The following is an 18,575-nucleotide window of genomic DNA, read 5'->3' as shown; positions in this document are numbered from 1 at the left end:
CATCAAGATGGTGCGGGCATGAGATGCTGGGCCATTGGCACCCTCCTCCGGCGATCCTTGCCTCCATGCTGCTGCATGGGGCGGCGATCACCAGCCTTGCCGTTGCACCCCAGCACTGGTCCTGGCTGCTGCAGGGCCTCGTGGCCAATCACGCTGCGCTCGGCTTGCTCGGCATGCATCCACGCTCGAGGATGCTGGGCCGCAATCTATGGCGACTTCCTCCAGCCAGCCGGATCAGGGGCGAGGTCGCCCTTACCTTCGATGATGGGCCGGATCCCGAAGTGACCCCTCGGGTGCTCGACCTACTGGACGAGGCCGGCGCCCATGCTTCCTTTTTCGTGATCGGACGCGAGGCCCGGCGCTGCCCCGCATTGATTCGCGAGATCCGGTTGCGCGGCCATAGCGTCGAAAATCATACATTCAGCCATCCCCTCTTCCTGGCGGCGCGGGGGCCCATGGCTCATAGGCGCGAGATCCTGATGGCACAGGAAGCCATCCGCGAGGCCGGCGGCGACCCGCGCTATTTCCGTGCACCACTGGGGTTGCGCAGTCCCCTGCTCTATCCCGCCCTGGACCCGACCGGCCTACTCCATGTCTCCTGGACACATCGCGGAGCCGACGGCTTGGTGCGGAGCGCCGACCGGGTCCTGAAGCGCTTCGCGGACACCAGGGCCGGCGATATCCTCCTTCTGCATGACGGTCGGCAGCGGCATGGCCAAACTGCCGTTCTCGAAATGCTCGGTCCGCTGCTGCGCGAACTCACGGCAAAAGGCCTCAGGAGCGTGTCCCTGCCTGAGGCGTTGGGCGCGGCACAGAACGGGACGTGAGCAGCAGGCGCGGCAGACGGAACAGGAAACCGAGCATCAGGCGCAGATGCATCCAGGTCAGCAGCAAGTTGTCGCGTCCATAGCGGAAATGCGAAATCCCGCCTTCCTCAGGTTTCAGGTAGCGCACGGGGATAGGCAGGTTCACCGGCGCCACTCCGACCCAGCACAATCGCACCGATGCTTCCGCATCGAAATCATAGCGCCGCATCCAGATCTGTCGCCGCATCAACGAGGCGAGTGGCGCGATGGGATAGACACGGAAGCCGCATAGAGAATCCCCGATGCCGCGCCAAAGGGTCTCCAGATTTGTCCAGAAGTTCGAGATCCGCCGCCCTTTCACGCGCACCAGCGGCGCTTCGGGGCCGAATTGCGGCAGGCCCAGGATCATCGCTTCTGGCTGCCGTCGTGATGCCGCCATGAAATCCGGAATGCTCCCCGCCGGGTGCTGCCCGTCGGCATCCATCGCCAGAGCGTGGGTGAATCCGGCCGACATGGCCTGTTCCAGCCCATCCAGGATCGCGGCACCCTTGCCGCCGTTGCGGGGGCGCAGGATCACGCGCAGTCCCGGATCGCGCCGGGCCATGTCCTGCAGCAAGGGACCGGTCCCGTCGTCGCTGCCGTCCACCACCACCCAGACGGGGTTCCAGTGCGCCCGTGCCGCCCGCACCGTTTCCAGCACCACGGGTCCGCTGTTGTAGGACGGGATCAGGACGAGGTGTGTTCGGGAGCCTGATGTCATGGCGTTTCGGCAGATCGGAGGCTGTCGCGCAGATGCGCCTCCATGTCACGACTCAACGTCGCGGCGCTCTCGTCCGAATCGAAGCGCCGGCCAAGGCGGAGGCGATAGCGGAGCGGCAGCGCCGGCTTGCGCAGCACGGGCCAGCCCTTGCGCAGATAGGGGCTGTCGCACTCGATCAGGATCGTCTGCACCGGAGCACCGGCCTCGCGCGCGATCAAGGCAAAGGAGCGGGTGATTGGATCCAGGGGCGGATGCGCCGTGCGCGTCCCTTCCGGGAAGATCAGCAACTGCTGCCCTCCGGCAAGCGCGGCAGCCGAAGACCGGATCATGGGCCGCACTGAATCGTTCCGGATGTAGCCGGCGAGGCGCGCGCCGCCGCCGAGGAGTGGATTGTCCCAGATCGCCGGCTTGGTAATGCAGATGGCACGTGGCAGGCGGGACACGATCAGGACAGCATCCAGCAACGAGGGATGGTTGGGCGCCAGGACCAACCTGCCCTCGTCGCGCAGCGCGTCCAGGGCCGAGAGATCGCAGCGCAGCATGCCGGTGGTTCGCATCAGCCAAAGATAGAAGCGGAAGCCGTTCGAGATTCCCTTCCGGCCCAGGGGTTGTCCCCACCGCTCGGGCAGCAGGCGATGAAGCAAGGCCGCCGGCAAGCTCCAGGCCAGGCTCAGCAGCGCGAAGATGACAAGCATGAGGTAGAACGTCAGCCCTTCTGCCCAGCGGCGCAGCAGCCCCGGAACGTGGCGACCCCAGAGGCGCTCCTTCGTGGCCGGCCGTGGGCCGCGAGCATCATCGCCATACCGCGCTTCAGGGCGGTCGGAAGGAATAGCCTTCGTTCCGTAAGGATCGGTGTTCTTCATCCCCGCAGACGCTACGCTTCTCCCCAATGCGGCACCTCTAGCCGATGCAGCCTGAACTGGTCTATCGCTGTCTCAACCGCAGGCATGCGATAGATGGGGGCCACGTTGAAGGACATGTCCACCGCGACGGGCGAGGCGCCGCATCCGACCATGTCCCGCTACTATACGGAGGACAGCCAGCGCGCGGCCTTCGTACGGCAGCTCTTCGACGATACGGCCGGGCAATATGACCGCATCAATACGGTCTTCTCGCTTGGCACGGGCGAGTGGTACCGTCGCCACGCGCTCCGCCGCGCCGGGCTCGGGCGGGGCGACCGTGTCCTGGACGTCGCCGTCGGGACCGGCTTGACCGCCAGGGCCGCCGCGGCGGTGACCGGGGATGCGGCCAGGGTGGTCGGCCTGGACCCGAGCGCGGGCATGTTGGCCGAGGCGCGGCGTTCCCTGTCTTCCCCTCTCGTCCAGGGCCGCGCGGAGGCCTTGCCTCTTGCCTCGGAGAGCATGGATTTCCTCAGCATGGGCTATGCCCTGCGCCATGTGTCGGACCTTGCCATCACCTTCGCCGAATTCCGCCGCGTGCTTCGGCCTGGCGGGACCCTGGTGCTACTGGAGATCGGTCGGCCCGACCGTCCTCTCGCCCGGTGGGCGGCGCGGGCCTATCTGGGTGGGATAGTACCCTTCCTGTGCAGGCTGGCGGTACCGGGCCGGCGATCGGGGACGCTCATGGAATATTACTGGGAGACGATTGACGCCTGCGTGCCGGCGGAGCGCATCCTTTCGCACCTGCATGACGGTGGCTTCGCCAAGGTCCGTTGCGAGACAGCGCTTGGTCTGTTCCGCTCCTACATCGCGCAGCGGCCCGTCTGAGCTGGCTGGTGCGCCCCATCCGCCCTGACCACGCCGGGCACGGCCAGCCAGGCAGCGCACCGCCCGGGCTCATGGCGCTGATCCCCAGGATCGCTGCCCGCTATGCCGGCGCCTCGCGCTTTCCCCGGCACTACGTGGCTTCCAAACTGCGACGCGATCCGGCGACCGCCGCGATCATGGCCCTGGCGGTGCGCTGTGGCGGCTTCGGCAGGGTGGTCGATCTTGGCTGCGGCCTGGGGCAGTTTTCCGTCACCTTGTTGCAGGCGGGACTGGCAACCGAGGCGATCGGACTGGATCAGGACCGGCGCAAGCTCGAAGAGGCTGGTCGCGCCGCCGGCCACCAGCGCGGGGAGCCAGCCCTGCCAGCCTGCTTCCAGCAGGTGGATCTCGCCACCTCGGCTTCCCTGCCCGACTGCGATACGGTGCTGGCCGTGGATGTGCTCTACCAGATGCCGGAACCCGCGCAACGCCGTCTCCTCGAAGCGATGGCTCTGGCTGCGCGTCGGCGCATCGTCATCCGTGCATTCGATCCGGACCTCAGCTGGCGCAGCCACATGGGCTTCGCGATGGAATTCCTGAACCGGATCATGCGTGGCGATCATGGTCGGAGCATCCGCCCCTTACCTCTCGCGAGTCTGGCAGCCCCTCTGGAAGCCCGGGGTTTTCGCGTCACGATCGCCCCCTGCTGGGCCGGAACCCCTCTCCCCAATGTCCTCCTGCATGCGGAAAGTTCCGCTTGAGCCGGTGTCTCCCTCTCCTGCCCATCCTGCTCTGGGCCACCATCTCCGTCACAGTTCCCGCGTCAGCCCAAGATGTTCGCCTACCTGTTTTCGAGGTTGGGATCGGCGATGGGGCGGGCGGGGTGCCGGACTATCCGGCGGCCGGGCTGAACCACTTCCAAGGAATCCCCTTTCCCTACGCCATCTACCGTGGGGAGATCCTTCGCAGTGACGACCAGGGTGTTCGGGGCAGCCGGGTGGAGACCTTCCACGGCGCAGCCAACGGCGAGAATCCTCTGTTCAGGCGCGACTGGAATTTCAGCCTGGCTCTGGGCCTGTCCTGGTCGTTCTACCGCTCCGAGCGGACGGCCGCATCCTCCGCTGGTCCTTTCGGCCGATGTTACACTGTGTGCGAAAAAGCACACAACGAAGCCGCGAACACGGTGAGGTGGTTGAATTATAAGTCAGTTTCAGGGATGGTTCCGGCCCGCTAACCTCTCTTGTTCCTTGGTTTGCGGTGTTGGGGAGAGAGGCCGTCGTGGATTCGACAGTGACCATGGAGTCCGAGGTGGCGGCACTGATCGTCGAGGCACTCCATCTGGAGATGTCCGCCGAGGACATCGATCCGGAAGCCCCCCTGTTCAGAACAGGGCTAGGCCTGGATTCCATCGATGCTCTGGAAATAGCCCTGGCGATTTCCCAGCGTTACGGCTGTCAGCTGCGCTCGGACGACGAGCGCAACCATCAGATCTTCGCCTCACTGCGTCACCTGACGGCCTATATCCAGCAAAACCGGACACGCTAGGCCATGACGCCTCCCGTACAGGGAGCCAGGGGGCCGCTTCCGATCCCGGCCACGGCCTTCCGGAGCAGCTTTCCAGCTGCGGCCTCTCTTCCAGTCGTGCTCTGGTGCGCAGTTCCACTCGCTCTGGTCCTGGGTGGACCGGGTGTGGCGTGGGACGCCGCCACCGCCGCCGGGGCAGGAAGCCTGGCCTTCGCACTTGGTACACGCCTTTGGAGGAGGCAGGTTGGGGGATGGTTCCTGGCAATCCTGGCCTTCCTGCCGCTCCTGATCCTTCCCGAACTGGCCCAGTTGGCACGGCACCTTCTGCCGGTCCTCGGCTATGCCACCCTTTGCGCGTGCTTCTGGACGACACTGCGTTCCGGGAAGGAGCCGCTGATCGCCCGCTACACGCGCCATGATCTTGGCGGCCTGCCCACAGACTGCGTGTCCTATACCCGGGGACTGACCTTCCTCTGGGGCAGCGTCTTCGCCGTACTGGTGCTGCTGCACCTGCTGCAATGGATGCTGCTCGGCCTCCATGACTGGCCGCTCGCGACGGTGACCCCTTTGGCGCTCCTGCTCCTGTTCCTGGGAGAGCACTGGATCCGCGGCCGCGTCCTGCCACAGCATGGCCGTGCCACGCCCTGGCGAACGATGCGGGCCATCCTGGCTGAGATCCGCTCATCCTCTTCCAGTCGTGCCCATGCCTGATCTCGGTGCGGACTGGTCGCCCAATGCCTGGAATGACGGGCGGAATACGGCGCCACTGACCAGCCGGGCAACGACGGATATCGTCTTCCGCCGTCCGGAAGGACCGGTGACCTGTGGCCGTTTCCTGGCGGATGTCGCGGCGCTGGCCGCGCGGCTGCCGGAACGGAGCCATGTCCTGAACCTGTGCGAGGACCGCTACAACGCCCTCCTCGGCTTCGCGGCGGCACTGAGTCGCGGCCAGGTCATGCTCCTCTCCAGCGACCGGTCCGCGCATCGCTGCGCCGAGCTGGCGGCCGAGTATCCCGGCCTCTGCGTCCTGGCCGATCCGGGGGACGACCGACACCCGTCCGCCTTGCTGGTGCATCCGGAAGCCCGGGGCGACACTGGTCCCAACCCGGAGATCCCGCTGGGTCGCATCGCGGTGATCGGCTTCACCTCCGGGAGCACGGGGCGCCCTACCGCCCATCCGAAGCCCTGGGGTGCCCTCGTCGCCTGCGCGCGGGCGGCCGGGGAATGCTTCGGGTTGAAGGACCGGGAAGGCAGCGGGCCTGTCACACTGATCGCGACGGTGCCGCCACAGCACATGTACGGTTTCGAGACCACGATCATGCAGCCGCTGCACGCCGCCAGCACGAGCCATGCGGGCCCGAACTTCTATCCGGTCGAGGTGGCCGAGGCTCTCCGGCAAGCACCCGGCCGCCGCATCCTGGTCACCACGCCGCTGCAGATGCGGGCCCTGGTGGCTTCCGGTGTCTCCATGCCGGCACTGGAAGGCGTGATTTCCGCCACCGCTCCGCTTGCCGCGGAACTGGCCGAGGCCGCCGAGCGCGCCTGGAACACCCGGGTTCTCGAGATCTACGGGGCCACCGAGGTCGGCTCGATCGCCAGCCGCCGCACCCTCGACGGACCGGAATGGCGGCTCTATCGCGGAACCCGCTTTCGCCCGGCGAAGGATGACGGCGTCGAGGTCCTGGTCCCAGGCATGATGGCTGCCGTGCCGCTCGCCGATGCGATCGAGCAGGATGCCGATGGCCGCTTCCGCCTGCTCGGGCGTCGTGCGGACATGGTCAAGCTCGGCGGCAAGCGGACGTCCCTCACTGCCCTCAACCATGTCCTCACCACGATCGAGGGGGTCGAGGACGGTGTCTTCGTCGCCCCGGAGGATCTGGACCAGAACCCCCGCGCCCGCTTGGCGGTCTATGCCGTCGCCCCGGATCTGGAGGCGGGGGAAATCCTGGATGCCTTGCGCGAGAGGCTGGACCCGGTCTTCCTGCCCCGGCGGGTCGTGATGCTCCCTGCGTTGCCCCGCAATGAATTCGGCAAACTGTCGCGACAGGCCCTTGAGCGTCTCGGCCGGGAGAATGCGGCCCTGGCTCCTCCTGGCCGTCACGCAGCAGGGCAGGCCCGGAACAAGGCGGATGGGGGTACGGCCCATTTCATGGTGCCCGCTTCACATCCCTGTCTGCCGGGGCACTTCCCCGGACAGCCCCTGGTGCCCGGCGTGGTCCTGCTGGATGGTGTTCTCGCTGCTGTGCGACAAGCGGGACATGGCGGCGTGCGCCGCGTGCACCGGGCAAAGTTCATGCAGCCCGTCTTCGCGGAGGAAACCGTGCGCATCACCTGGCGTCCGGTACCCGGGCGGGTGGGCCGCTTCACCTTCGAGTGCCATCGCGGCGATGTGCTCCTCCTGTCCGGCGAGATCGAGCAGGCGGGGACCACTGCCGCTTGACCTGGGAACGGCAGGCGGAACGGGGCAGCGCCGGTGCGCTGCGCCTGATGGTCTGGATCGTGGATCATCTGGGCGGCGGGGTAGCCCAGTTCCTGCTCTATCCCGTTACCGCCTATTTCCTTCTGTCCGCACCCCAACGCTGGACAGCATCACGGGTGTTCCTGAGCCGCGCCCTGGGTCGGCGGGCAGGCTGGCGCGACCTGTACCGGCAGTACTTCGCGTTCTGCTCCACTTTTCTGGACCGGCTCTATCTGTTGCGAGGCCAGACCGCCGGCTACGAGTTCCGCGTCACGGGGCTGGAGCACCTCCAGGCCCTGATCGCCGAGAAGCGCGGTTGCATCCTGCTCGGCGCGCATCTCGGCAGCTTCGAAGCGATGCGCAGCCTGGCCGACCAGGGATGCCCGGTGGAGGTGCTAGCGCTGATGCAGGCCGATCACGCCGCCCGGGCAACGGCTTTCTTCGAAACGGTGGCTCCGCAGCATATGGCGACGGTGGTTCCACTGGGACGGCCTGATGCGATGCTGCGCGCGAAGGAATGCCTGGAACGGGGAGGACTCCTCGGGATCCTGGCGGATCGCGGACCGGAGGGTGCGCGGCTTTCCTATCATTCCTTTCTGGGCCAGCCGGCGGGCTTTCCTGTCGGGCCGCATGCCCTGGCGGCTGTGCTCCGGGCGCCGGTCATGCTGGCCTTCGGCCTCTGGCATGGCGCCCGTCGTTACGAGATCCGCTTCGAACCCTTCGCCGATCAGATCGCACCGGATCGGCAGAACCGTCAGGCCGATCTCGAAACTGTCATGGGCCGTTATGTGACACGGCTGGAGGACATGGCGCGGCGCCACCCCTATAACTGGTTCAATTTCTACGATTTCTGGAAACGTCCGGAGGTTCATGAAGACGCTCACGACCCGCCGCACCATGCTCCGCCTGCTGCCGATAGCCCTGTGGGCCCTGGGCACAAGCGGGGGGCGGGCGGAGACGCCGCTTGAGGCGATGATGCGGGCCATGGCCCAGGTCCGGGAAAGCCGTGCCGATTTCCAGGAGCAGAAGGCCATGCCCGAACTGGCGATGCCCTTCCCGAGTACCGGAACACTGCACTGGGTGGCCCCTGACCGGCTGGAGAAGCACACGCTCGATCCGGTCGAGGAAATCCTGCGGATCGAGGGGGACCGGTTGCTGCTGGAACGGCCGCGCGAAGGGGTGCGCCGGGAAATCAGCCTGGACCAGTCGCCGGACATCCGTCCGCTGGTGGAAATCATCCGTGCCCCCCTGGCCGGGGACCTCGCGACGCTGCGCCGCTATTACGACATTGCCTTCGAGGGTTCGCTTCGCGAGGGTTGGCGGATGCGGCTGACCCCGCTGACCGAGCGCTTGCGCGTGGCGGTGCAGTCGGTGGAACTGACGGGCCAGGGGACCGCCATCCGCACCCTGGACATCCGGGCCAGCGAAGGCGAGACGCAGATGCGGATCACGCCTGCTTCGTGATGCCGCCTCCGTCCTCGCCTGCGGGCCCGTGGCGTTTGCTGCTGGCGCTGTTCCTTCTCGCACTGATCGGAACAGGCCTCTTCCGCGCCGTGCCGCTGCGCAGCGAGATGGCGGACTTCCTTCCGCCCCCCGATACGCCTGCCGCTGCCTTCCTGCTCGACGAACTGCGGAGCGGTGTCGCCACGACGGTGATCCTGGCCGGCATCCAGGGCGCCCCGGAGGAAGAACTGGCCAAGCTCAGCCGGGCGGTGGGCGAGGCCTTGCGGGGATCGGGGCGTTTCACCTTCGTCGGCAATGGGGCACTGGATCTGGGCGACGGCGAGCGGGAATTGCTCTTTCGCTACCGCTACCTGCTTTCTCCGGCCATGACGCCGGAGCTCTTCACCGAACCCGTGTTGCGGCAGAAGCTGGAAGCCCTGATCGATGGCCTGCGCTCCTCCGCCTCGCCGCTCCTGGCCCGCTTCGGATTCGCGGATCCGGTTGGAGCCTTCTTCGCACTGCTGCAATCCTGGCTGGGCGAAAGCCGGGTGGAACTGCGCCACGGAGTCTGGTTTGCCGGGGGAAGCGGGCCGCCCCGCGCCCTGATCGTTGCTCGCACAGCCGCCTCCGGCCTGGATGTGGAGGCGCAGAGGCAGGTCATGCAGCTCTTCCGGGATGCCTTCGCGGCGGCGACGCCGGCGGCCGGGGCCCGGTTGCTGGTCAGCGGCCCGGCCGTATTCAGCGCTGAGGCCGCGGCGGCGGTGCGCGCGGATGTCGAGATGATCACCTGGCTCTCCGGCCTGCTGGTGACCGCGCTGATCTGGTGGCGCTACCGCTCGCTGCTGATGCTGGCCGTCGTGGCTCTGCCTCTCGCCGCCGGGACGCTGGCCGGCTTCGCGATGGTGGCCCTGGTGTTCGGCGCGGTTCATGGCGCGGCGCTGGGCTTCGGCATGACGATGCTCGGGGTCACGGTGGACTATCCGATCCTCCTCATCAGCCAGCGCCGCCCCGGAGAGCATCTCGCGGAAACGGCGCGGCGGATCCGGTCGACCCTGGGCCTCGCCGCCCTGTCCGCCGCCCTGGGCCTGACAGCGATGATCGGGTCCGGCTTCGCGGGCCTTGCACAGCTCGGCCTCTTCGGCGGGGTGGGCCTTCTGGTCGGGGCCGCGACCACGATCTGGCTGCTGCCCCTGTTGGTCCCGGAGGCCCGGATCGTGGCGCGGCCACTGTCCGTTCCGGTGCTCAGAGGGCTGGAGCGGGTGCGAGGCCGGCGCGGGATCGTGGTGTTGCTGGCACTCGCGGCCCTGGGCGCTCTGTCGTTCCGAGGCATTGCCTGGGAGGATGACCTGTCCAGGCTGAGCCCTGTCCCCCAGGCACAGCGGGACCTGGATGCCGAGCTTCGCGCCCAGCTCGGCGCACCCGATGTCAGCACGCTGGTGGCCATCCATGGTCCGGATGCGGAAACCGTGCTGCGCAAGGCGGAGCAGGTCGGTGCGGTCCTCGCACCGCTCGTGAGCGACGGCCGCCTGGGTGGCTTCGACAGCCCGGCCCGCTATCTTCCCAGCATGGCGACCCAGGGCCGGCGGCAGGCTGTCCTGCCATCCGAGGATGCGCTCCGGGCGCGTCTCGCCACCGCCATGATGGGCCTGCCCTTCCGCCCGACCGCCTTCGACCGCTTCACGGAAGCCGTGCGGGAGAGCCGCGGGTTGGCGCCCCTGCAGCCTGACGCGCTCGACCGGGCGCCACTCCTGAAGGCGCGTCTGGGCCCCTTGCTCAGCCGTCATGGCGCCGGATGGCAGGGGCTGGTCATACCAAGCGGCCTCCAGGATGCCGCGGCCTTCCGCCAGGCCATGGCGGAGCTTGGCGATCCCGCCATCCTACCGGTGGTGGTAAAGGCCGAGATGGAAGGAATGGTCGCCACGACGACCGGGCAGGCCCTGCGCTGGGCGGGACTGGGCGGGATCGGCGTCCTGCTGTTGCTGGCCATCGGCTTGCGGGAAGAGCCGGGGCGGGTTGGCGTCGCGGCAATGGCACGCGCGGCGGCCCCGGTGCTGGCGGCGTTGCTCGTCACCCTGACGCTGCTGCCCGTGCTGGGCGAGCGTCTCAACCCCTTCCACCTCGCGGCCCTGCTGTTGCTCGCGGGGGTTGGAATGGACTATTCGTTGTTCCTTGGTCGTTCCGATATTCACTCCCCGTCTGAGGCCAGCCGTGTCCTGGGATCCGTCCTGAACTGCACCCTGACCACCCTGCTGACCTTCGGGCTCTTGGGTTTCTGCCAGACCCCCGTGCTGCGTGGCATCGGCCTGACCGTGTCCCTGGGAGTGATCGGCGCCTTCCTCTTCTCGCTGGCCATGGCACCGGGGCACCAGCCCCGCCAGGACGCCCAGGCTTAAGATTCTCCGCACATGACCTTTGTCCTTCCTCCCCTGAGCCTGTCCGCCCTGACTGCCACGAGCGCCATGGGAAGAGGGCTCGGCGCGACCCGGGCCGCCCTGCTGGAACGCCGCAGCGGACTGCACCCCGTCCCGGCAGGGATGATCCCGGAGATGCCCGGTCTCTGGGTCGGGGCGGTCCCGGGGCTGGAGGATGTCGCGCTGCCCGAAGCGTTGCAGCGGTTCGACTGCCGCAACAACCGGCTGGCCGAGCTGGCGCTCCAGGGTGACGGGTTTGCCGATGCCGTGTCAGCGGCCCGGTCGCGGTATGGAGCCGGAAGGATCGCGGTGGTCCTCGGCACCAGCACCTCGGGCATCGAGGCGACCGAGCAGGCCTACCAGCGACGCGATGCCGAGAACCGGCTCCCTGCCGATTTCGATTATGCCGGTTCGCATGACCTCTACGCGCTGCCTCGCTATGTCCGTGCGCGCCTCGAGCTGACGGGCGGCCCTGCCTTGGCCATCTCCACCGCCTGTACCTCGGGAGCAAGGTCCTTTCTGGAAGGGGCGGTGATGATCGCGAGCGGCCTCTGTGACGCCGCGGTGGTCGGGGGGGTGGACACGCTTTGCCGGATGACGCTGCGCGGCTTCGCTTCGCTGGAACTGCTCGCGCGTGGTCCCTGCCGGCCCTGCGCGGCCGACCGTGACGGCATCACCATCGGGGAGGCGGCGGGCTTCGCCCTGCTGGAGCGTGTGGCGGACGCGCCACTCGGGGCAACGCGCCTTCTGGGTGCCGGGGCAAGCAGCGACGGGCATCACATGTCCTCACCCCATCCGGAAGGGCTCGGCGCCGTGGCGGCCATGCGCGCCGCCCTGGCTTCCGCGGGGCTGACGCCGGAGGCTGTGGATTACATCAATCTGCATGGCACTGGCACGAAGGCCAATGATGCCATGGAGGACCGCGCCGTGATGCGCTTGTTCGGAGCCCGGGTGCCGTGTTCCTCCACCAAGGGCTGGACCGGGCATACGCTCGGGGCGTCCGGGGCGCTGGAGGCCGTCATCGCGGCGATCTGCCTGGAAGACGGGTTCATCCCGGGTTGCCTCGGCGTGGAGCCGGTCGATCCGTCTTTCGGTGCGCGGGTCGCGACGGCGAATGACTACAGGCCGCTCGGCCATGTGCTCAGCAACTCCTTCGGCTTCGGTGGCAGCAACTGCGCCCTCCTGCTGGGGCGGTACGATGCCTGAGGGATTGCATTGCCGGATCGCGGGCCTTGCCTTGATCGGTCCGGGCCTTCCCGGATGGGCGGAGAGCCGTCCCATGCTCACCGGCGAGGCCGCCTGGGTATCAGCGGCGCTGGACCTGCCGCCGCCCGCCATCCTGCCGCCCACCGAGCGGCGCCGCACCAGCGCCTCCGTGCGCCTGGCCCTGGCCGCTGCTACTGCGGCGGCGGCGGATTCCGGGTTGCCTCCGGATGGGCTGGACACGGTCTTCGCCAGTTCCAATGGTGACGGAACCGTGGTTGGCGGTATCCTGGAAGCCTTGTCGCGGCCGGATGGCGTGGTGTCGCCCACGCAGTTCCACAACTCGGTTCATAACGCCGCCGCGGGCTACTGGGGGATTGCGACCGGCTCGACCCGTTCCTCGGTGAGTCTGGGCTGCCATGATGACAGTTTCCCGGTCGGCCTGATGCAGGCGGGCCTATGGGCCACAACCACTGGCGAACCGGTGTTGTTCTGTGCCTACGACGCGCCTCTGCCGCCCCCGCTGGCCGAACGGCGGCCCGTGGAGCATGCGCTCGCCGTGGCGATGGTCCTGATCCCCGGGGCGTCAACCGGGCATGGTCATGGTTTCCACCTGCATATGCTGCCGGGGCAGAGGCAGGCGGGAAAATCCTGGCCGGCCGGTCCCGTGTCCCGTGCTCTCGCCGGCAGCAATCCCATCGCATGTGCTCTGCCTCTGCTGGAAGCCCTGGCGGCAGGGCGGGTCGTGGTGCTGGATTTCGACTTGCTGGATGGCGGCTCGCTCAGATTGTCGGTGGAGCCATGCTGAAGCCGCCGCTGACGGGTGCCGCCATTGCAAGGCTGGTGCCGCATGCCGGAACGATGTGCCTGCTGGACCGGGCGGAGGCGTGGAGCGGGACCAGCATCCGGTGTTCCGCCGTTTCTCAAGCAAGCTCGGAGAACCCGCTCCGGCGCGACGGCCTGCTTCCAGCGATCTGCGGGCTGGAATATGCGCTTCAGGCGATGGCGCTGCATGGTGCCCTGACAGAGGGCAATGGTGCGCAGCGGGCGGGCTATCTCGCCAGCCTGCGTGGGATCTCACTGTCCGTGGAGCGGTTGGACGACATTCCGGGTCGCCTGCTGGTCACAGCCGATGTGCTGATGCGCAACCAGCGATCCTTCGTCTATGGCTTCGCCCTGCTTTCGGCAGGGAAGGAACTGGTTGCCGGACAGGCTGCGGTCATTCTTCCTGAGTCCACTCCGTGAGCGGGCCGCAGGAGGCACCAAGGCGGCGGGCCCTGGTGACAGGCGGCGCGAGCCCGATCGGCCAGGCGATCTCACGCCGTCTTGCCGCGGAGGGCTTCGCCGTCATCGTGCATGCCCATGCCAACCCCGACCGGGCCGAAGAGGTTGCTGCTGCCATCCGTGCCGCGGGCGGGATGGCCCAGCCTGCCGTCTTCGACCTTGCCGATGCCAAAGCCACCGGCGAGGGCATCGCGGCCCTGCTGCGGGACGGCCCTGTGCAGATCCTGGTCCATAATGCCGGACGGCATGAAGACGTGCCCATGGCCGGCATGTCGGCCGATCAGTGGCACCGGGTCATCGATGTTTCCCTGAACGGCTTCTTTCATGTGTTGCAGCCGCTGCTGCTGCCGATGATCGGGACGCGCTGGGGGCGGATCATCGCCCTTTCCTCGATCTCCGCCCTGATGGGCAATCGTGGCCAGGCGAACTACGCCGCGGCCAAGGCCGGACTGATCGGTGCGGTGCGAAGCCTGTCGCTGGAATATGCCGGGCGCGGCGTCACCGCCAATGCGGTGGCCCCCGGGATCATCGAAAGCCCCGCCGTGGCCGCGGCAATAACGCCGGAGCAGATCAGCGCGCTGGTGCCCGCCCGGCGTGCTGGACGACCGGATGAGGTCGCGGAACTGGTGGGCTTCCTGGCTTCGGACCGGGCGGCTTATATCACCGGGCAGGTCATCTCCATCAATGGCGGGATGGCTTGAGCCCGGGCCGGTTCAACGCCCCGATTCCTCGACGATCTTATCGCGGAGATTGGCGATCCAACTGTTGTAGTTCCGGTGGATGTGGGTGCCGTCATAGAGCAGGTTGGCGCTCGACAGATAGGTGATCGAGAACTGCCGTGGATCGTAGGTGATGGCCGCCGTCACCTGGTGGCTGCGCAGGTTCAGCGCGGCGCGGACCACTCCTGGCCCCTGCGGCTCCGCGACCCAGCCAAGCGAGGCGGCGGCGCGCTGGATCTGCACTGTCCGTGTCGGCAATGGCGCCGATCCGATGAAATCCACGTGCTCGGCATTGTAGATTGGGGCAGTCCGGTTGCAGGCCGCCAGGAACGATGTGCAAAGCACCGCCGCCATCGCCCTGGCGCCGATCCGAAGGGCCTGCCGGCGCACCGGGATAATCGATTCTGACATGACCGCCGCCTCCTCCAGCGGAGCGGATATTGCCCAGCGCTCATCTGCCTGCAAAGCCCTGGCATTCCATCCGGGCGGAGCGCCCCGGACAAGCGGCTCAGGCCCGTTCCGGCATCTCGGGGCCCAACCCACGCTTGTGCAGGGCTGAGAGGATGTGGAAAACCATCTTGAAGGAGAGGATCGGCAGCACCGCGCGTGGATCGCCACGCAGGTTCCCCGCCAGCATGTTGATGATCCCGTCCCGCATCCAGAAGGTATTCCGCGGGGCCATGAAGAGCGAACGCATCACCGGGTCGTTGATGCGATAGATCAGCCAACTGATCCGGTCCATTGCGCGGGCCATCTCGCGGTTCGTGTGTCGGGCCAGCTTTTGCCCTCTGGTGGGGTCATCGAGCCAGACGTCCGCCGCCCGGGCCCCCAGTTCTCCGGCTGTCATCGCCATCAGCACACCGGTGGAGAACATCGGATCGACGAAGCCATAGGCATCGCCGATCATCAGAAAGCCGTCGCCGTGCCCCTGTTGCGCGCGATAGCTGTAGTTGCCCGTGCTGTGGACCTCCGAAACCATATCGGCTGCAGCAACACGGACGGACACCGTCGGGCTGGTGGCGATACGCCGGAGGAATAGTTCACGCGGGGTGCCGTTCCGTCCTTTCCAGGCCGACTGGTTGCCGACGAAGCCAACGCTCATGAGATTTCCCGGCAAGGGAATGAGCCAGAACCATCCGTCTTCGGCGAGGTGAATGCTGATATAGCCGTCCAGTTCACCTTCGCGCCGTGAGACGCCGACGAAATGCGCGTAGACTGCGGCGGTATTGTTGTACTTGTTAGAGTTTTTCACCTTGAGCCGCGTCGCCATAAAGGTGTCACGGCCCGAGGCATCGAGCACGTAGCGCGGTTTCCATTCCAGCACCTCGCCGCCCTGGTTGCGCGCGCGGACGGTGGGGCGCTGTCCACCTCCCCCCGGTTCGATGTCGGTCACGTGGATGCCCTGCAAGCCGTCGGCGCCGAGCCGTACGGCATTCCGGAAGAGCAGGGCGTCAAGCTCAGCCCGCTTCACCTGCCAGGCATGGGTGCGATCATTGCTGAGCGCCCGGGCAAAGGGAAAGGCCACGCTACGGCCGGTACGGTCCGAGACGAACTCCGCCCCTGGCTTGTGCACACCGATGCTCCGCACCTCATCCAGCACGCCCAGGCGCTCGAAGATATCCAGGTTGCGTGGCAGCAAGCTCTCACCGATGTGGAAGCGCGGATGGGTCTCTTTTTCCAGCATCACAACATGACGCTTGGCCTTGGCGAGGAAAGCGGCGGCCGTGGAGCCCGCCGGGCCACCGCCAATCACGAGGACGTCAGGACAGCGAAAGCCTGTCTCCGCGCTCATTGCCGTTTTCATTCTGCACCAGTTCCTCGCAGCACTGAACCGCCCCGGGTTTCCCGGCCGGTGGCCGTCAACCCCTGCATCCAGCCCCCTCAGGACGCCTCGCGCAACACATAGGTGTAGAAGCGCACCTGTCCGCCCGAATCGGTTTCGCGATAGAGGCCCTGGATCTCGTTCTCGAAGCCGGGAAAACGGTTCGCCGCCCGCTCAAAGGCCTTCAGGTAGTCGATCATCGGCCGCGACGCCTCGCCCAGCCGCTCCCCGGGAATCACCGTGGCGATCCCAGGCGGATAGACCAGCCAAAGCGTGACCGCGACACGACCGAAGCACTCGTCCAACGGAACGTAGTCCACCCGGTTGCGCACCAGTTCCCGCACCGCCTCGTGCGGCGGCATCACCATGTCCGGGAAATGCCCGGCCTGGAACTGCGCCGCCTGCAGCCCGCTAACATCCTGGGCCCTGTAGAAATCATGCATCTCCGCGCAAAGCTCACGCAGGCGCAGGCCGGCATAGCGCTTCGGACGCCGAGCGACGAAGCCGGGGATGACCTCCTCCAGCGGCGCGTTCTGGTCATGCAGCTTCTTGAAGGTGACCAGATGGGACAGCAACGTCCCCGCCTTGCTGCTTTCGCTGCCTGGCGTCAGCAGGAAGAGCAGGCTGTTCAGGTCGTTCTTCTCCGGCACGATCCGGTTCTGGCGCAGGTATTCCGCCACCACGGGCGCCGGGACGCCATGCTGGGCATAGCCGCCATCGGTGAAGCCCGGCGTCAGCACCGTCAGCTTGTTCGGATCGGTCATCGCCCATCCCGCCGGCACATCGCCGAAACCGTGCCAGTCCTCGCCCGGGCGGAACTCCCAGTGCCCGGGGTTGACGGCCAGGAGATCGGTCGGCACCTCCTCCCAGGGGGTGGGGACGCCATCCAGCCGCACGGTCTTCGGCACGAAGGGCTCGAAGAACCAGCGGCGCGTCGGGTCCGGCTCCTTCTCCGCCATCTCGCGCGCGGTGAAGCGTAGCTTCTTGCGCATCTCGATGCCGAGGCGGACGGTATCGTCCCACAGCACCTCGCCGGAACGGCCCTTCATCATCTGCGCACCCACGTCGAGCGAGGCGAAGAGCGGGTAGAAAGGACTGGTGGAGGCGTGCAGCAGATACATCTCGTTGAAGCGGCGGTGCCCGACGCGACGCCGCTGCTCGCCGAGATGGCTGTCCTTCACATGGATCTGCGAGGCCTGAGAGAAGCTGGCGAGCTGCTTGTGGGTGCTCTGTGTCACCAGGATGCCCGGCGCGTCGGGTCCCAGCTTCTCCAGCCCCATGCCGAAGCGGCCGCGGAAGAGCGGGTGGAACTTCATGAAGCCCGCCCAGGCCTCGTCGAAGAGGATGTAGTCGCAGAGATGGCCGATGCTGTTCAGCACCTCCTCGGCGGAATAGATCGTGCCGTCATAGGTGCACTGCTCGATCACGGCGGCGCGGAAAGGGCGCGGCCGGCGCCAGGCTTCGGCATCACTCACCAGCGGGTTGGTGCGAATCGCCTCACGCAGACGTTCCTCCGACAGCGCGTCCTTCCGCATCGGCCCGATCAGCCCATGCGGGTTACGCGCCGTCTCCACGAAGATCGGCAGCGCACCACTGAGGAAGAGCGCGCCGTGATGTGCCGCCTTGTGGTTGTTGCGGTCGAACAGCACCAGGTCGCCCTCGGCCAGCAGGGCGTTCAGCGCGATCTTGTTGGAGGTGGAGGTGCCATTCAGCACGAAATAGGTGCGCTCGGCTCCGAAGATCTTCGCCGCCTCCCGCTGTGCCGCCAGGGCTGGCCCCTCATGCGTCAGCAGGTCGCCGAGTTGCAGCACCGAGTTGTCGAGGTCGTCGCGGAACACTGCCTCGCCCAGATGCTCGACGAAGATCCGTCCGATCGGGCTGCGGCTGTAGAACATGCCGCCATTATGGCCCGGGCAGGTCCAGAGCTGGTTGCCCTGCTCGGCGTAATCGACCAGCGCCCCGAAGAACGGCGTCTTCAGCGTCTCGGCATATTGCCGCAGCCGGGAGACGAGGTTCTTGGCGATGAACTCCGGCGTTTCTTCCGCCAGGAAGACGAAGCCGTCGACATCGTCCAGAACATCGACCGGGATGTCCTCCAGCCGCCGGCGGCGCACCAGCAGGAAGATCGGCACCTCCGTCCCCCGGCGCCGGACCAGCGAGATCAGAGCCGCCGCCTTGCCTTGAAGGCCTTTCTTTCCCCAGTCCACCACCACGCAGCCGATCGCAGCATCGGTGCGGACCACCAGCTCGGCATCCTCGTCCCGCCGCGCCCGCAGCACGGCATACCCCATGCCCTCGATCTCGGTGAGGATCTGCCGCAGCCGGGCACCCTCCAGATCGGCCTCGTCGAAAGCCGGAGCACAGACCAGGAACTTGAAACGACGGGCGTATTCCATCCGGATCTCCCTGCGGGCGGCATGGCCGGCGGGCTGACCCTGA

Annotated in this window: 18 protein-coding genes; 13 read left to right on the top strand and 5 right to left on the bottom strand. The window is 67.2% G+C overall.

Translation table 11 applies throughout. The features are described from left to right. The first annotated feature begins 65 nt into the window (after nucleotides 1-65). Nucleotides 66-827, top strand: a complete 762-nt coding sequence (locus RGI145_RS21520) for a polysaccharide deacetylase family protein (protein WP_208864013.1) — start codon at nucleotides 66-68, stop codon at nucleotides 825-827. Here the strand turns inward: RGI145_RS21520 and RGI145_RS21515 are convergent. Together RGI145_RS21515 and RGI145_RS21510 are read right to left on the bottom strand one after the other, a co-directional pair. Beyond that, complete coding sequence (locus RGI145_RS21515) at nucleotides 775-1,566, bottom strand: glycosyltransferase family 2 protein (RefSeq protein ID WP_075800565.1); 792 nt, start codon at nucleotides 1,564-1,566, stop codon at nucleotides 775-777. The genes RGI145_RS21520 and RGI145_RS21515 overlap by 53 nt on opposite strands. Further along, the gene (locus RGI145_RS21510; RefSeq protein WP_156878716.1) at nucleotides 1,563-2,429 is read right to left on the bottom strand and encodes a lysophospholipid acyltransferase family protein; all 867 of its coding nucleotides are present in this window, start codon (nucleotides 2,427-2,429) and stop codon (nucleotides 1,563-1,565) included. Before RGI145_RS21510 ends, RGI145_RS21515 begins: the two co-directional genes overlap by 4 nt. A gap of 93 nt (nucleotides 2,430-2,522) precedes the next feature. Here RGI145_RS21510 and RGI145_RS21505 point away from each other — a divergent pair, with 93 nt between their 5' ends. From RGI145_RS21505 to fabG, 12 genes are all read left to right on the top strand, one after another. After that, nucleotides 2,523-3,293, top strand: coding sequence for a class I SAM-dependent methyltransferase (locus RGI145_RS21505; protein ID WP_237183318.1), 771 nt, complete (start codon nucleotides 2,523-2,525; stop codon nucleotides 3,291-3,293). Between the two features lie 71 nt (nucleotides 3,294-3,364). Next, a complete protein-coding gene (locus tag RGI145_RS21500) occupies nucleotides 3,365-4,033 on the top strand; it encodes a class I SAM-dependent methyltransferase (protein ID WP_075800564.1) in 669 nt (222 codons plus the stop codon). A gap of 496 nt (nucleotides 4,034-4,529) precedes the next feature. Then, entirely contained in the window at nucleotides 4,530-4,817 is a 288-nt protein-coding gene (locus RGI145_RS21495; protein ID WP_269466560.1) for a phosphopantetheine-binding protein, read from the top strand. A 144-nt stretch (nucleotides 4,818-4,961) separates the two neighbouring features. Continuing rightward, on the top strand, nucleotides 4,962-5,507 hold the full coding sequence (locus RGI145_RS21490; protein WP_156878715.1) for a COG4648 family protein: 546 nt from the start codon (nucleotides 4,962-4,964) through the stop codon (nucleotides 5,505-5,507). Beyond that, entirely contained in the window at nucleotides 5,500-7,236 is a 1,737-nt protein-coding gene (locus tag RGI145_RS21485; RefSeq protein ID WP_075800561.1) for an AMP-binding protein, read from the top strand. The genes RGI145_RS21490 and RGI145_RS21485 overlap by 8 nt, the downstream gene beginning before the upstream one ends. Then, the gene (locus tag RGI145_RS21480; RefSeq protein WP_075800560.1) at nucleotides 7,233-8,222 is read left to right on the top strand and encodes an LpxL/LpxP family acyltransferase; all 990 of its coding nucleotides are present in this window, start codon (nucleotides 7,233-7,235) and stop codon (nucleotides 8,220-8,222) included. Before RGI145_RS21485 ends, RGI145_RS21480 begins: the two co-directional genes overlap by 4 nt. Continuing rightward, a complete protein-coding gene (locus RGI145_RS21475; protein ID WP_156878713.1) occupies nucleotides 8,125-8,718 on the top strand; it encodes a LolA family protein in 594 nt (197 codons plus the stop codon). The genes RGI145_RS21480 and RGI145_RS21475 overlap by 98 nt, the downstream gene beginning before the upstream one ends. A gap of 35 nt (nucleotides 8,719-8,753) precedes the next feature. Next, nucleotides 8,754-11,090: an MMPL family transporter gene (locus RGI145_RS21470; protein ID WP_075800558.1), complete on the top strand. Its 2,337-nt coding sequence runs from the start codon at nucleotides 8,754-8,756 to the stop codon at nucleotides 11,088-11,090. Nucleotides 11,091-11,102: 12 nt separating this feature from the next. Then, complete coding sequence (locus RGI145_RS21465) at nucleotides 11,103-12,314, top strand: beta-ketoacyl-[acyl-carrier-protein] synthase family protein (protein WP_075800557.1); 1,212 nt, start codon at nucleotides 11,103-11,105, stop codon at nucleotides 12,312-12,314. Between the two features lie 73 nt (nucleotides 12,315-12,387). Beyond that, the gene (locus tag RGI145_RS21460) at nucleotides 12,388-13,119 is read left to right on the top strand and encodes a beta-ketoacyl synthase chain length factor (RefSeq protein WP_167668391.1); all 732 of its coding nucleotides are present in this window, start codon (nucleotides 12,388-12,390) and stop codon (nucleotides 13,117-13,119) included. Next, nucleotides 13,113-13,556: a hotdog family protein gene (locus tag RGI145_RS21455; RefSeq protein ID WP_075800555.1), complete on the top strand. Its 444-nt coding sequence runs from the start codon at nucleotides 13,113-13,115 to the stop codon at nucleotides 13,554-13,556. Before RGI145_RS21460 ends, RGI145_RS21455 begins: the two co-directional genes overlap by 7 nt. Further along, nucleotides 13,553-14,296, top strand: a complete 744-nt coding sequence (gene fabG, locus RGI145_RS21450) for a 3-oxoacyl-ACP reductase FabG (protein WP_075800554.1) — start codon at nucleotides 13,553-13,555, stop codon at nucleotides 14,294-14,296. The genes RGI145_RS21455 and fabG overlap by 4 nt, the downstream gene beginning before the upstream one ends. A 12-nt stretch (nucleotides 14,297-14,308) precedes the next feature. Here the strand turns inward: fabG and RGI145_RS21445 are convergent, their stop codons facing one another. The 3 genes from RGI145_RS21445 to RGI145_RS21435 form a co-directional block, all read right to left on the bottom strand. Beyond that, nucleotides 14,309-14,725 (bottom strand): hypothetical protein, encoded by a 417-nt coding sequence (locus tag RGI145_RS21445; RefSeq protein WP_083671308.1) that lies wholly within the window; start codon nucleotides 14,723-14,725, stop codon nucleotides 14,309-14,311. A gap of 97 nt (nucleotides 14,726-14,822) precedes the next feature. After that, a complete protein-coding gene (locus RGI145_RS21440) occupies nucleotides 14,823-16,106 on the bottom strand; it encodes an NAD(P)/FAD-dependent oxidoreductase (protein ID WP_075800553.1) in 1,284 nt (427 codons plus the stop codon). Between the two features lie 89 nt (nucleotides 16,107-16,195). After that, nucleotides 16,196-18,532, bottom strand: a complete 2,337-nt coding sequence (locus tag RGI145_RS21435) for an Orn/Lys/Arg family decarboxylase (RefSeq protein ID WP_075800552.1) — start codon at nucleotides 18,530-18,532, stop codon at nucleotides 16,196-16,198. Nucleotides 18,533-18,575: the final 43 nt, after the last annotated feature.

The sequence above is a fragment of the Roseomonas gilardii genome (assembly GCF_001941945.1).
Classification (GTDB): Bacteria; Pseudomonadota; Alphaproteobacteria; order Acetobacterales; family Acetobacteraceae; genus Roseomonas.
This window is presented reverse-complemented; position numbering and strand designations above follow the sequence as displayed.